We start from the raw sequence: 14,580 nt of genomic DNA, 5'->3' as shown, positions 1-14,580 counted from the left end.
TGGTCAACAGTTGCAGCGTCACGAAACTTAATCGCAATCCCTTTTGGGGTTTTACGAATACCTGCGTAACGAATTTTCTCTTCACGAAGTTGGCTTCTGAAATCAGCTATTTTAGCTTCTTCCATGAGTGATGCTTATCTTAAACAGATTAAGGAAGAAGCTCTTCAGCAAAACATTACCACTATCCGTAACCGTGTTAACGAGCTTGGTGTTGCTGAGCCAGTAGTTCAACGTCAAGGCGCTGACCGCATTATTGTTGAATTACCAGGTGTGCAAGATACCGCCCGTGCAAAAGAGATTTTAGGTGCAACAGCATCGATTGAATTTCGTATGGTTGACGACAAAGCTGATGTAAGTGCTGCGGCAAGTGGCCGTGTACCTGCTGGTGCAGAAGTGTACCAACGTCGTGAAGGTGGGATTGCGGTATTGAAGAAAGAAGTGATGTTAACTGGTGATCATATTACTGGTGCGCAACCAACTTTCGATGAATATAGCCGTCCACAGGTTGCGATTAATCTAGACGCTAAAGGCGGCTCGATTTTCTCAAACGTCACCAAAGACAATATCGGTAAACCAATGGCAACATTGTTTATTGAATATAAAGACAGTGGTACACGTAATCCTGATGGCACAGTGAAAATGACTCGTATTGAAGAGGTCATTTCAGTTGCTACCATTCAAGCGCGTTTAGGTCGTAATTTTGTGATTACGGGTCTTGAACACACTGAAGCACAAAGTTTAGCGTTATTGCTTCGTGCTGGTGCCTTAATTGCGCCTGTGACTATCGTAGAAGAAAGAACTATTGGCCCAAGCTTAGGTGCAGAAAACATCCAAAATGGTGTTCAAGCAATGATTTGGGGTATGGTTGTTGTACTTGTATTCATGATGGTTTACTACCGTGCATTTGGCTTTATTGCCAACCTTGCATTATTGGCGAATTTAATCATGGTTGTTGGTGTGATGTCGATGATCCCAGGTGCGGTATTAACCCTACCAGGTATTGCTGGCATGGTATTAACTGTGGGTATGGCGGTAGACGGAAACGTGCTGATTTTTGAGCGTATTCGTGAAGAACTTCTTGGCGGTCGTAGCGTTCAACAAGCCATCCATGAAGGTTATGGTAATGCATTTTCAACCATTGCAGATGCCAACATCACCACCTTTATGACAGCATTAATTTTATTTGCTGTTGGTACCGGAGCGGTGAAAGGCTTTGCTGTTACCTTAATGATAGGTATCGCGACTTCTATGTTTACTGCCATCGTAGGCACACGTTCAATCGTGAATGCGGTTTGGGGTGGTAAGCGCGTTAAGTCATTGTCTATCTAAGGGAGACGTTGAATATGTTACAGATATTTTCAGTAAAGAACACAGTCGACTTTCTTCGTCATGCTAAAATCATCAGTATTATGTCGATGCTTCTTGTTATTGCCTCACTAGGGTCGCTTGCGACTCAAGGCATTAACTGGGGTTTGGACTTCACTGGCGGCACGGTAGTCGAAATGGAGTTTTCAGCTCCTGTCGACTTGAACGCTTTGCGCGGCACTATGACTTCAGCGGAAGCTGAAGGTGCAGTAGTACAGAACTTTGGTTCAAGCCGCGATATATTGGTGCGTTTACCGGTCAGAAATGAGCTAAAAAGTGATGTCCAGGTTGCCGCGGTATTAGCCGCAGCGCAATCAATTGATGCGGGCGTGATTCAAAAGCGAGTTGAGTTTGTTGGTCCTCAGGTAGGTAAAGAGTTAGCAGAGCAAGGTGGCTTAGCGGTTATTGTTGCCCTAATCTGTATTCTTATCTATGTGTCATTTCGTTTTGAGTGGCGTTTAGCAGCAGGTTCTGTTGCGGCGTTAGCCCATGACGTTATTGTTACTTTAGGGGTGTTTTCGGTATTACAGCTTGAATTTGACTTGACCGTATTGGCAGGTTTGTTGACAGTTGTGGGTTACTCACTTAACGATACTATCGTGGTGTATGACCGTATCCGTGAAAACTTCCTCAAAATGCGTAAAGGCACACCTGAAGAGATTGTGAATACCTCAATCACCCAGACCATGAGCCGTACCGTTATTACTACGGGTACCACATTAATTACCGTTATTGCGCTGTTCTTAAAAGGTGGCACGATGATCCATGGCTTTGCAACTGCATTGCTATTAGGTATTTTTGTCGGTACATATTCATCAATTTACGTGGCAAGTTACTTAGCCGTTAAATTGGGTATTAACCGTGAGCACATGTTACCTGTAGAGATTGAAAAAGAAGGTGCTGACCAGCCTTCAATGATGCCTTAATATGCATTGTTAATTATTTAATCGCTAACAATAAACCCCAGCTTGCTGGGGTTTATTGTTTATGGAAGGTCACTATTTTGAGATGTTAAATGTGTTTTACAGGCCACCAACAAGGTTTTGTACCACAGGGTTTGCGGATCGATTATTAGTGCTTCCCATCCGTCGCTACCGAGGATTTCAACGCCGCTAAAAACCAATCTTGTTTGTATGAGGTTTGCTGATACTCTAAATGTGCCGATATCCGTATCTAAACGAGAAATAGTTATTTTATTCATGTTGTAGAGTGATGATGTAATCAGCTTGACCATTTTCGGTTGAAGTAAATTCGCCGTGGCCAATATATTGCAGCAGGTTATCGGTCCCTGAATCAGCGATTACGTTAAATTGGCTCTGTGCCACGCCTTGTGAGAATACGCCATTATGTTGCAGAACTATGCTGCCTGCTATCTCTGGCGTATCAATGGTTAAGTGTTCTATGCCAACAAATACAGCCGAACCTTCTTTTTGGTATGACATAATATAGCGGATTTGCGCAGAACCACTGACGTCACCAGAATATGTTTGGCTAATTTCTGCTATGGTTTGTTTGCTGTCGTTGTGGTGTTCTGCATAAGTCGATTCATTCCAGGTGGTGATTTGAAATACACCTTTTAAGACTATTTTTGTCATGTAGAGTCCCGTTTTTGATGTTATTGAGTGCAATGACCCATGTAGCATTAAGATAATCATTGTTTGTTATAAATGTCCAATTTATAAACAATACTCGACAGATTTTGGCTTAGGCAGTAGGATGACATAAATTTGCCAGCAAGAGCAATGACATAGGATCTCGCATGGAACAACGAAAAGTATTATTGGCTGGTGGTAACTTACTGCAGGCTCACACATGGAAAGGATTACTTGAAACCAGTGGAATAGACGTTGATCTTAAAGGAGAAGCGCTTATTGGTGGTGTTGGCGGTTTGCCTATTGAAATGCAGACTGTTGAGTTATGGGTTGCAGATAGTCAGCTTGTGGCAGCACAGAGTTTATTGGATGCACTTGATATTGAAAAACCTCAATGGCAATGCGTTCAGTGCCATGAAATAAATGAAGGAAGTTTTGAGTTGTGTTGGCAATGTAGTTCGCAAAGAAGTGAAATGCATAACGAATAAGCGCTTGTATAAGTTTATTTTTTTCATAAACTACAGACTAAACCACTTTGCGGTTTATGACGTATAAAGTACTCATTTGTTACTGATAAGCGACTTTACCTAACTTAAGGATACGCTATGCAAGCATCTCCAGCTTTCGCCCGTTTAGTTGATTCAGTTATGCCTCATGTTACCTTGCTAACGATTGAACAATATCAACAACAAGACCAGTGGCAATTAATTGATGTTCGAGAAGATAATGAGTGGCTGCAAGGGCATTTACCTAAAGCAAAACACTTGAGCCGTGGCATTATTGAGCGTGATATAGAGCATCGATTCCCTGACAAAGATACCCCATTACTCCTTTACTGCGGTGCCGGCCAACGTGCAGCATTATCGGCCTATAATTTACAGATTATGGGATACACACAAGTCGCCTCGATGATTGGTGGATACCGTGCTTGGATACAACATCAATTCCCTATCGTTGAAGACTGAGTAGATTAATGCAATATTTCCCATTATTTGTAGATACCCAAGGATTACAGGTCTTATTGGTTGGCGCAGGTGAGGTCGCTACACGTAAACTAGATCTCTTGTCTCGTACTGATGCCAATATTCATGTAATTGCACCAGACGTCGCCACTGAGATTGAAAGCTATTATTCTCAGGGACGTATTAAACTTTCGCGCCGCGAAGTGTGCAGCGCTGATTTTGCCAATGTCGACATTATTTATTTGGCCACAGCTAATGAACAACTTAATATGGACTTTGCCGAATTAGCCACTGAGCGTGGAATTTGGGTTAATGTGGTCGATAACCCTAAATTTTGTCGATTTATTACGCCTTCTATTGTTGACCGAGGCCGGTTAGTCGTGGCAATAAGTACTGCTGGAGCAGCACCAGTTTTTGCGCGAACGATTCGTTCGAGACTCGAAACCATGTTACCACCATCGTTAGCACCATTATTTGATTTTGTTGCTAGCAAGCGAGAAGAAGTCCAACATAAATTATCCGCAGGTAAAGATAGACGTTTATTTTGGGAACAGTTTTTTACCACTAACCAAGATAAGTTTGATGGCTTAACTGAACAGCGTTATCTTGATGCTTTTGATCATTTGAGTGTTAAAGGCGACATTATCTTATTAACTGAGGACACTCCGACGCATTTGTTGCCTATAGCCGCAATGCCTTTGCTACAGACATTAGATGTGGTTTACAGTGATAACCCGCTCGATGGCGAGATTAATGAACTATTAAGGCGCGATGCCAGCAGAGAAAAGGTACCGTTATTAAGTGATATTACTCATCAATATGAGCATGGTAGTCGTATTCTAATTGTGTCTTCATTGGCTAAAGTCAGTCAGCTTAGCGCACATTTCCCGATGGCAAAACATCTTCGTCCAGGCGCAATTTAACCCGATAAGAATGATGTCCTATTATACCGAGTCTACTTTGTAGTAGACTCGGTTTTTTTATATGAGTTGGAACCCTTCATGGCCGCTAAAGCTACCGTCTTTAAAGTCTCTTTGCAGATAGCAGATATGGATCGTCATTATTATGCCGATCATCAATTTACCTTAGCCCAACACCCATCTGAGACCGACACCCGCATGATGGTTCGTTTGCTGGCATTTGCAATTAATGCATCAGAATCATTAGTGTTTAGTAAAGGTTTGTGCGTTGATGATGAAGCGGAACTTTGGGATAAAAACCTCAGTGGCGAAATTGATCTTTGGGTTGAATTTGGTCAAGCAGATGAAAAGTGGCTCAGAAAAGCGTGTGGTCGTTCAAAACGAGTCATTCTTTATACTTATGGCGGCCGAAGTGTACCTATTTGGTGGCAACAAAATCAGCAAGCATTCGCGCGTTACGATAATTTAAGCGTGATTAATTTCCCTGAAGATGCAGTTAAACAAATGGATATATTTGTTAATCGTAACATGGCGTTACAAGTAAGCCTTAGTGAAGGGCAAGTGTGGTTTTCAGATGCAAATAATAGTGTGTTAATCGAACCTGAAGTCTTAAAATGATGGGAATTATCTAAATTTAGCGCCTAACATACTCCGAATCACAACAGTGTGAATTAAACCTTAATTTTATGAAAATTAATTAAGTTTAATCAAATGTGCCTTGTGCTAATAAAAACACAGGCAGATAATCAAGATATCTAGTAAATACCGAAAAAATATAAATAACTGATAATAATAGTTTTATTTTAACGGTAGCTGTTGATTAAGGATGTTGTTGTGAAAAAATTAGCCCTATACCCAGTAGAAAAAATTGACCAATTAACTTCACCAGAAGCCCATGAAGACATATCAGTACAGTCTTCGGCATTAAACGTGTTTACTGATTTCAAGAAAGTGACACCTATGGTTATTGAGTCAAGTACATCGGCTGTGAATGTTGAGCACTTAATGCAAAAGTCACATGTCCGCCTCAAATTAGTCATTGACCATCACGATCAGTTTATTGGCTTAATCAGTTTTGAGTCATTACATAATCAAGAGATATTAAAACGAGTGGCCGCAGGACATCAGCGTGAACACCTCAGTGTTGCTGATTTTATGATCCCTAAAGAAGATCTTAAAGCGATCGATTTTGAAGATTTAAATTATGCTCGAATCGGTGATGTAATTGAAACATTGCAATCAGCAGGGCAACAACATTGTTTAGTGATTGATCGCGAACAACATGCTATTCGCGGAGTATTATCAGCCAATGATATTGCAAGGCGATTAAAACTTGCTGTTGATGTGAGCACACCAAACTCATTTGCCTCAATATTCAAGGTTATTGCCAATACTCAGCAGCCAGCGGTATTACAAATACCACAGCCTCACTTTTAGGTTTTCAATCAGTTAATGAGTAAAGCGTAAAAAAATAGCCACATTTCGTGGCTATTTTTGTATTGAACAAGAGGAGATTACTGGAAGCTTAAACTCCAAGTATCGATATACCCAGTATCTTGTTTGGCATTATCAACTGCTTTTAAAGTCCATACACCACTAGACTCTACACCAGCCATATTAGCTGTGTAAGTCTGGGTTAAGTTATCGGTTCCACCACCAGTATTGTTGTGCAGGACAACCGTTTGACCTGTAGGACTCACTAACTGGATTTTTAAATCACCAATATACGTGTGAATGATACCGATAGACACTGATACCGATCCTGAATCGCCAGTACGACTAACCGTGATTGGGCTAGTGATACCAGTGGTATTATTATCTGGAATCGTATAATTACCAGTATTGGTATAGCTTGCTGGACCGCCAGTATTGCCACCACTGGTTGTTGCCGCGGTATAATTAGCCACTAGGTTGACGTTACTAAATGCGCTATAACCTTGCACCATCACATAATAGGTACCCGTTTGTGGTGTGGCAATAGGACAAGATTCTGCATTACCACTCTTCCATGGACGACAGTCATAACTGCTGCTGGTCGGTGATGCACCATATTGCACATACAGGTCAGCATCGCCAGTACCGCCACTCATGGTAAAGGTTAAGTCTTTTGCGCCTGCAGGGACGTCTAACGAGAAATATAGCTCATCACTTTTAGCGCCAGCTAGACCGGTTTTTGCGACACCTTTTACCAGTACACTGTCACCAGTACCAGGGCCTGTGCCAGGATCGGTTGGACCAGTACATGATTCGTCTAAGTAGGCCTTTGCTGCAACGGCATTAATCATCCCATAACCGGTTTGGTTATCACGTCCCGCAACACTTAAGTCATCAGCTGTTGCATTAAGTGCTGCACGTACTTGGCTTGCACTACATTCAGGGTGGTAACTCCACACTAATGTAGCAACCCCTGACACATGCGGTGTGGCCATAGAGGTACCATTGTAATATTCGTAATCTTGGTTACCTTGATTACTCACTGTCGTTGATTGTCCCAACTTAGCTTTAAGTGCAAGCCCTGTTGCTCTATCTACTGACACTGAAGGAACCGTAATATCACTGTTGGCATCAACTAAGAATGGGTTTTGTAGGCCAGGTAGGGCACTATTACTGTACACAATAATACCTTTAGCGCCTGCAGTTTTACATGCTTTAGTTGAGTTGATTTCAGGGTAGCTTGAACCTTGGTTGCCTACGCGCTCAACAAGACAAATCTTATTCGCCATATTGCCACATGAAAAACTGGTTCCATTGACGGTACACTCTGCTAAGGCTCCGGTTGCACTTGCATTGATAGGGGCAGGAGCATAACTGGTTCCTGATGGAGTCAGACGATTGTGCGGTACTACGCCATTGCTAAAATAGGACTGACCACCAATAGTGATATCTGCTAAACGTCCTTCACCAACGGTAACGGTTGACAGAATTGCTTCACCAGGACCTGAAATTTCAACTTGATCCGTGTACTGTGAAAATGCTGCATGATCAAGGTTACTGTCAACGGCGGCCACTGACATCACACTGTCATATGAAGCAGGGTAGCTATAACTGCTGTCACCAGCATTACCAGCAGCTGCAATTAATAATACGCCATTATTGTAGTGAGTATTTAATGCATTACGCTCGGTTGTGGTTGAACCACTGCCACCCAAGCTCATTGTGACGACATTTGCACCACCTGAATTAACACAAGTGTCGACAGCGGCTACTAATGATGATGAGTAGCCCCATCCTGCTTCGTTAAACACTTTTACGATATGAATATTGGCGTTTTGGTTAGGCATAACCCCGACCACACCTTCATTGTTTGCAATGGCAGCAATAGTACCTGCGACATGAGTACCATGAGCATTATTATTACCTGGTTGATACCAGTTGCCCGTTCCGGAATTATTGGTTCCGGTGACGTTGTTTGCATTTAAATCGTTATGACTACGATCGTAACCAGAGTCAATAATACAGATAGTGCGATTACCCGCTTGGCTGTCGCTTAGTACAGTTGCACCAACAAAGGTTTGTCCCCAAGGTGTTGTTTCTGCAAGCAATCTACGTGGTAAATCTTCTTCAACATATTCAACGTCTTGACGTAAACGCAATGCTTTGATTGATGGCGAGTCGAGTTTTACAGAATAACTATTGCTTCGACCAACACGCTTCATTTCTCGCGCTTTTACACTGTTCAAAGCACGAAATTGACTGAATACTTCGTTTGAGCGAGGCTGATAAGACATGCTATTTGTTTCAGGTTGAACGCCCACATTTTGCGTTGCAGAACTGCTGCTTAACGTTTGTGCCGCATTATCATTCTTAAATTTAACGATATAACGTTTAGGTAACGGAGATTGTTGATCAATTTGTTGGTTAGTAGCAGAAAGCTGTAAAGGGGATGGGGCAGCATTGACTTGAGTTGAAATAGCCAAAGCAAGAGCGGTCATGCTAAGCACGACCGCTGAGTTTTTATTCTTTTTCATATTATCTTCCATGTTAATCAGAGTTAAATAACGTCTTTTATAATTATGTTTATCGATAAGCTTATTTTGCCTATCTATTTAAAAGGTAATCACATTTTCACCAAATGTAAATAACTTGTTAACCTTGACTTTGGTAATACAAGTACTTTTTATGATATTTTCGTGAATTATTATGTAACATTTGTGAATTTAAAATGTATTAAGCAGTATTTTGATAAAAGTTATCTGTATAACTTTTATCAAGTTACCTAGATGTAAGCGCTTAACCGAGAAATGAATAAGTGAAGTTGTTAATGCTAATAAATAATTAACTTAAATACAGTGTAAATGATAGTTTACGATTTTTGGTGTTATTGAAATAATAACAGTGGTTTACTCTGTAGTGCTGGTGATGAGTAGGATGCTATTGAAGCATAATATTAAGCCACAGGATTAGCTCTGTGGCTTAATTTATTGCTGATATTATCGTGCAGATATTAAACTGTTAAAACCACCTGCATTATAGGTGTTGCTGTATCCTTGTTTAACGAGTGATTTTTGTGCCATATCACTGCGATTACCGCTGCGACAATAAAGCACTATTTCAGTGTCTTTAGTGATATTGAGCTTTGCTAACTCGGGTACGATATTATTGAATGGGATATTCATAGCACCGTCAATATGTCCTTCTGCAAACTCTTCAGCAGTACGCACATCAATCAACATGACGCCACGGTCGATCTTCTCCCATGCAACGCTGGGCTCTTGCTCTGCCGCCCACGTCGGCATGAGTGATGCAGCTAATATTACTAATAGCGCCAATACCGATTGAATAGACAACAGCATAGATTTCTTAAACACGATAAATTCCTTGTTATTTATTTAAGGCTATTTCCGCTGCAGTTTTGATGCCTAATTTTTTCATTACCATCGCCGCAGGACAAAAGCCTGTGAATGCACTCTGAAATAGATTAGCGCCTACAAACACCGTTAGCCAGACAAAATGTGGACTGACAGTTGCGGTTAACACTATCGATAATAAAACCATGAAGCCTGCAAAGGCCATAATACTTCTTTCTAATGACATGTTTAGATCCTTATTGGGCGTTGCCCAGTTAACGAATAATCTTGTTACTTAGCTGTGATAATGTGTTTATTTTTCATAACCGAATAATACAATACTGGGATTACTACCAAGGTTAAAATGGTCGAGATAAAAATACCAAAAATTAAACTAATAGCTAAACCATTAAAAATAGGGTCGTCAATAATAAATAATGCGCCAATTATTGCCGCTAATGCTGTCAACATAATCGGTTTGGCACGCACAGCCCCAGAATGGATAACGGCTTGTTCTAATGGTATTCCAGCAGCTGTTTGCTGATTAATAAAATCGACCAGCAAGATAGAGTTTCGAACAATAATACCCGCTAGCGCAATCATGCCTATCATCGAGGGGGCCGTGAATTGAGCGCCCAATATAGCGTGTCCTGGCATCACGCCAATGATGGTTAATGGTATTGGCGCCATAATGACTAACGGCACCACATATGATTTAAATTGCCCTACAACTAACAAGTAAATTGCAATCATACCAACAGCATAAGCAATACCCATATCGCGGAAAGTTTCATATGTTATTTTCCATTCACCGTCCCATAAAATAGCCACGTCAGTTAATCCATCAGGTTGATTAACCAGATTTTGTTGAATTGGGTAACTTGAATCACCTTGTTCATTTTGTTGATTAATTTGGCTGACCATGTCAAACATACCGTACAGTGGGCTGCCAGTAGGGCCTGCCATATCAGCAATAACCATGATCATAGGAACCATATTTTTGTGGATAATTGGTGCATTAATAACCTGCTGTTGTACCTTGACTAACTCTGTCAATGGCACGGTTTCACCCGATTGAGTTGGTAAGCGTAATAACAACACTTGCTTGAGATCTACTTTAGATGCCTCATCAAGTTGTAATCTAATTGGCGTGGGCTGAGCTAACTGTGCTTGATACAAATAACTCACATCTTTACCATCAACGGCTGTGCTGATGGTATCGACGATACTGGCGTAAGAGACTCCCAATAAGCGAGCTTTATTACGGTCAATAATTACCTGCCATTTTTGTTGCTGTGCTGGCAAATAAATATCCATATCAACAACATGTTCTGTGTCCTTGAATCGTTGTAATAAGTCATTGGCTGCTCGTTCGCGTAGCTCAGTGTTCGGTGCATAAACCTCGGCCACAATGGGTGACCACACTGGCGGTCCAGGTGGCACTTCAACAATCTTAATATTTGCATGGTAGCGAAGACCAATTTTTTGTAATGGTTCACGCACCGATGAAGCAATGGTGTGGCTGTCGCGGTCGCGATGTTTCTTATCAACCAGATTAACCTGGATCTCACCGAGTTCTTGGCTACTGCGCAAGAAATAATGTCTTACTAAGCCGTTAAAGTTCATAGGTGCATGAGTACCTGCGTACAATTGTAAATGCTCAATTTCTTTAACCGTCGTGAGATATTGACTGAGATCTTGCAAGACTCTTTGAGTTTGTTCTACTGGTGTTCCTTCAGGCATGTCGACCATCACCTGAAACTCTGACTTGTTATCAAAAGGCAGCATTTTTAATATTACCGCTTGCATTACTGGCAAGGCGACAGCAAAAGCAATCAATAAAGCAATGCCTAACGCCAAACCTTTACGGGCTTTTGGTGCATGTTCGCCAATTAAAAAAGGGCTCATTATGCGGGTAAACAAGCGTGTTAATCGATTGTCTTCTTCTACCACAATGTCAGTACTTGCAGTTGAATTAGCTGAGTTATGAGATTTTTTGTGAGGCTTTAATAACTTATTGCTCAGCCATGGCGTCATAATAAAGGCGATTAATAACGAAATGATCATTCCCATACTGGCATTTATCGGAATAGGGCTCATGTATGGGCCCATGAGTCCCGATACGAATGCCATTGGCAAAAGGGCGGCAATAACTGTAAAAGTAGCCAGTATGGTTGGTCCGCCGACTTCATCAACGGCGTGTGGGATAAGTTCGCTAATGGGTTTATCACTCATTGCCATATGCCGGTGGATATTTTCGACCACAACAATTGCGTCATCAACCAAGATGCCAATCGAGAAAATAAGCGCAAATAACGAAATACGGTTGAGGGTGAATCCCCAAGCCCACGATGCAAATAAAGTAATAGCTAGGGTAATAATAATAGCCACACCCACCACGGCAGACTCACGAACTCCCATAGTGAATAAAACTAACAGTACCACTGCCGATGTAGCAAAAATCAATTTAAAGATAAGTGTGTTCGATTTATCCCCAGCTGTTTTACCGTAGTTACGAGAGATGGCAACATCAACATTATTGGGAATTAATACATTATCGACAGCCTTGATTTTGGCTAAAACCGCATCAGCAATATCGACAGCATTGGTGCCTGCTTGTTTGCCTATCGCAATCGTTACAGCAGGATAAGTTCCCTTGTCGGTGACATGCCAAACATGTTGTTTGGGTATATCACTTTTGAGGCTTACATCGGCAATATCAGATAAATAAACGGCATGGGGAGTTGAGCTTCTAGCCGATGTTGCATCTGGTTGATTGACTTTTATCAGTAAATTATTGACATCATCAAGCGTACGTAAAAACTGTCCAGTTTGTAGTTTTATTTCTTGATTAAACTGTGTCAAGGATCCTAGCGTAGACAGCTGGTTATTATCTTGTAAAGTGGCACTAATATCGTTGAACGTGACGCCGAAACTGCTCATTTTGACAGGATCGATACGCACATTTAACACCATTTCGTGGCCACCTTGGCTGTAAATCTCTCGCGTGCCAGGTATCCGCTTTAGTTCGGTTTCCAAGCCAGATGCCACTAAGGTAAGCTGTTCTGCGGTGATGTTTGGGTCTTTAGACCAGAGGGTTAGGCCTACAATAGGCACATCATCAATGCCTCTGGGTTTAATTAATGGCTCACCAATGCCAGCGGCATGATTAAATTTATCTCGGTTAGAGTACAGTTGATTATATAAATTAACCACGGCCTCATCACGTGGAATACCGACATCAAAAATCGCGATAATCAACGCACCATCAGGTTGAGAGAATGAATAAAGAGTATCAATCCCTTTTATTTGAGAAATGATACGTTCAGCCGGCAAGGTGACTTGATTTTCAACTTCCGTCGGCGTGGCGCCAGGATAGGGAATAAACACATCTGCAAAAGTGACATCTATTTGTGGTTCTTCTTCTTTTGGCGTAATAATTACCGCAAAAAGACCCAGTAATAAGCCTAAAATAGCCAATAATGGGGTGATAGCACTTTGTTGAAATGCCTTTGCTATTGAGCCTGAGATGCCGAGTTTATTTGGTTCGTTGGGGGTTGTCATTCGGGCTACTCCTGAGCTTTTGTTGCTGAGGAATTAATTAAATAACGTCCTGCATCAATAACAATTTCATCGCCTTCCATAAGACCTGACAGCACTTCTGCAGTATTTGTTTTAGTATCTATTCGGCCAATTCGTACCTGATTTAGTACTATTTTATCGTTACTTACACGATACACAGAGGTTAAGTCACTGACTTGATGAATCGCCGATAATGGCACCACCAGACTCTTTCTACTGGGAAAGGCCACAGTTACTTTAATCCATTGCCCCACGATGATATCTTCGATATCAGCGGCATTTAGATTGACTCGCACTTGATGTTGATGAGTGAGTGGATCGGCAAATTGATACACATCAATATCACCGGAAGTGATTTCATTACCATTAGGTAATTGAATCGCAACTTGTGCTTGTTGTTGAAGCTGAGCAATATCTTGTTGTGGGACTTGAAATACCGCTCTGAGGTGTTGAGTATCATAACCAGAGAACAGTGCCTGACCATAAGATATTGTTTCACCTTGCTCAACAAAACGTTGAGTCATTCGGCCACTAAAAGGCGCACTCACGACTGTGTAATTTAAGCTTTCTTTGGCTTGTATTAATTGTGCTTGAGCAGCACTCACAGCTTGTTTACTTGATTTTGCTTTGGCTGTGGCTTCATCCATGGCGCCTTTTGATATAGCCCCTTTAGGAAATAGGGCTTTATAGCGCGCATATTGTGCTTGTGCCTCAGTGTTTAGTGCTTCTGCTTTAGCCAGCTCAGCTTCCGCTCCCGCGAACCCAGCACCTTGCTGTTTATTAGTGATTTCCAGTAAAGACGCGCCTTGTGGTACTAAATCATTAACATCAAAATGGATATTAATAATCCTTCCTGAGGTTTGGGCTGAAATCGTTGCCGCTTTAATTGCTTCAATTTTTGCATCGTATATTCGCGGTTGATTTTGTTCGGAATATGCTAATTTTAATGTATTAACATCATAGGCTTGCACAGCAAGAGGTAATGCTATTGTGGTGAGGATAACACCGAGGAATAAATAATTTGTTAACCGAGACATATGAAAAGCCTATTTTTGAGTCTATAAGAAAATTCTAATGGACTTTATCCCGTTACGCAACCGATATATTAGAATTATTTTATATATTAGATCTTAATCATATTACGGAGATAAAAAAACCGCCAATTATTGCTAAATGGCGGTTTGGATAAAAAAGGATGATACTTTTTTAGTCCGTGGTGAATGAGCTAAAAAAGGGAGTCAATACTCTAATGCCGCTCGCTTAACAGTGAGCGGCTCTTTTCTTATAGGGGTAACGTGGTGCTTTATATAGCACTTGTCTTGGAAATGGTTTTCGCTTTCTTTTTTTTGGTAGGATTAATCGCTTTCCATTC

General features: G+C 41.3%; 12 protein-coding genes and 1 pseudogene. 7 read left to right on the top strand and 6 right to left on the bottom strand.

What is annotated here, in order from left to right; genetic code table 11:
• Positions 1-111 precede the first annotated feature (111 nt).
• Positions 112-1,329 (top strand): annotated as a pseudogene (secD, locus tag H5185_RS17235) (protein translocase subunit SecD); the annotation flags it as partial.
• A 14-nt stretch (positions 1,330-1,343) separates the two neighbouring features.
• Positions 1,344-2,291: a protein translocase subunit SecF gene (secF, locus tag H5185_RS17230; RefSeq protein ID WP_124016298.1), complete on the top strand. Its 948-nt coding sequence runs from the start codon at positions 1,344-1,346 to the stop codon at positions 2,289-2,291.
• 267 nt (positions 2,292-2,558) lie between these two features.
• Here secF and H5185_RS17225 read toward each other — a convergent pair whose 3' ends face one another.
• The gene (locus tag H5185_RS17225) at positions 2,559-2,960 is read right to left on the bottom strand and encodes a DUF3224 domain-containing protein (protein WP_124016299.1); all 402 of its coding nucleotides are present in this window, start codon (positions 2,958-2,960) and stop codon (positions 2,559-2,561) included.
• A 164-nt stretch (positions 2,961-3,124) separates the two neighbouring features.
• On the opposite strand from H5185_RS17225, the gene H5185_RS17220 reads away from it, so the two are divergent.
• From H5185_RS17220 to H5185_RS17200, 5 genes are all read left to right on the top strand, one after another.
• Positions 3,125-3,445: a putative signal transducing protein gene (locus tag H5185_RS17220; RefSeq protein WP_124016300.1), complete on the top strand. Its 321-nt coding sequence runs from the start codon at positions 3,125-3,127 to the stop codon at positions 3,443-3,445.
• Between the two features lie 117 nt (positions 3,446-3,562).
• The gene (locus H5185_RS17215) at positions 3,563-3,922 is read left to right on the top strand and encodes a rhodanese-like domain-containing protein (RefSeq protein WP_182698082.1); all 360 of its coding nucleotides are present in this window, start codon (positions 3,563-3,565) and stop codon (positions 3,920-3,922) included.
• An 8-nt stretch (positions 3,923-3,930) separates the two neighbouring features.
• Positions 3,931-4,842: a bifunctional precorrin-2 dehydrogenase/sirohydrochlorin ferrochelatase gene (locus tag H5185_RS17210; protein ID WP_182698081.1), complete on the top strand. Its 912-nt coding sequence runs from the start codon at positions 3,931-3,933 to the stop codon at positions 4,840-4,842.
• Between the two features lie 78 nt (positions 4,843-4,920).
• The gene (locus H5185_RS17205) at positions 4,921-5,457 is read left to right on the top strand and encodes a YaeQ family protein (RefSeq protein WP_124016303.1); all 537 of its coding nucleotides are present in this window, start codon (positions 4,921-4,923) and stop codon (positions 5,455-5,457) included.
• Between the two features lie 216 nt (positions 5,458-5,673).
• A complete protein-coding gene (locus H5185_RS17200) occupies positions 5,674-6,276 on the top strand; it encodes a histidine kinase (protein ID WP_165870087.1) in 603 nt (200 codons plus the stop codon).
• Positions 6,277-6,353: 77 nt separating this feature from the next.
• On the opposite strand, the gene H5185_RS17195 is transcribed toward H5185_RS17200, so the two are convergent.
• The 5 genes from H5185_RS17195 to H5185_RS17175 all read right to left on the bottom strand — a co-directional run bounded on the left by H5185_RS17195 (position 6,354) and on the right by H5185_RS17175 (position 14,245).
• On the bottom strand, positions 6,354-8,807 hold the full coding sequence (locus H5185_RS17195) for a S8 family serine peptidase (protein ID WP_182742705.1): 2,454 nt from the start codon (positions 8,805-8,807) through the stop codon (positions 6,354-6,356).
• 462 nt (positions 8,808-9,269) lie between these two features.
• The gene (locus tag H5185_RS17190; protein ID WP_165870093.1) at positions 9,270-9,632 is read right to left on the bottom strand and encodes a rhodanese-like domain-containing protein; all 363 of its coding nucleotides are present in this window, start codon (positions 9,630-9,632) and stop codon (positions 9,270-9,272) included.
• Between the two features lie 28 nt (positions 9,633-9,660).
• Complete coding sequence (locus H5185_RS17185) at positions 9,661-9,873, bottom strand: DUF2892 domain-containing protein (RefSeq protein WP_124016307.1); 213 nt, start codon at positions 9,871-9,873, stop codon at positions 9,661-9,663.
• Positions 9,874-9,917: 44 nt separating this feature from the next.
• The gene (locus H5185_RS17180; protein WP_182742704.1) at positions 9,918-13,190 is read right to left on the bottom strand and encodes an efflux RND transporter permease subunit; all 3,273 of its coding nucleotides are present in this window, start codon (positions 13,188-13,190) and stop codon (positions 9,918-9,920) included.
• Positions 13,191-13,195: 5 nt separating this feature from the next.
• Complete coding sequence (locus H5185_RS17175) at positions 13,196-14,245, bottom strand: efflux RND transporter periplasmic adaptor subunit (protein WP_182742703.1); 1,050 nt, start codon at positions 14,243-14,245, stop codon at positions 13,196-13,198.
• Positions 14,246-14,580 lie beyond the last annotated feature (335 nt).

The sequence above is a fragment of the Shewanella sp. SG44-6 genome, assembly GCF_014164185.1.
Classification (GTDB): domain Bacteria; phylum Pseudomonadota; class Gammaproteobacteria; order Enterobacterales; family Shewanellaceae; genus Shewanella; species Shewanella vesiculosa.
The sequence above is the reverse complement of the archived record's forward strand: the minus strand, read 5'-3'. Positions and strand labels throughout refer to the sequence as shown.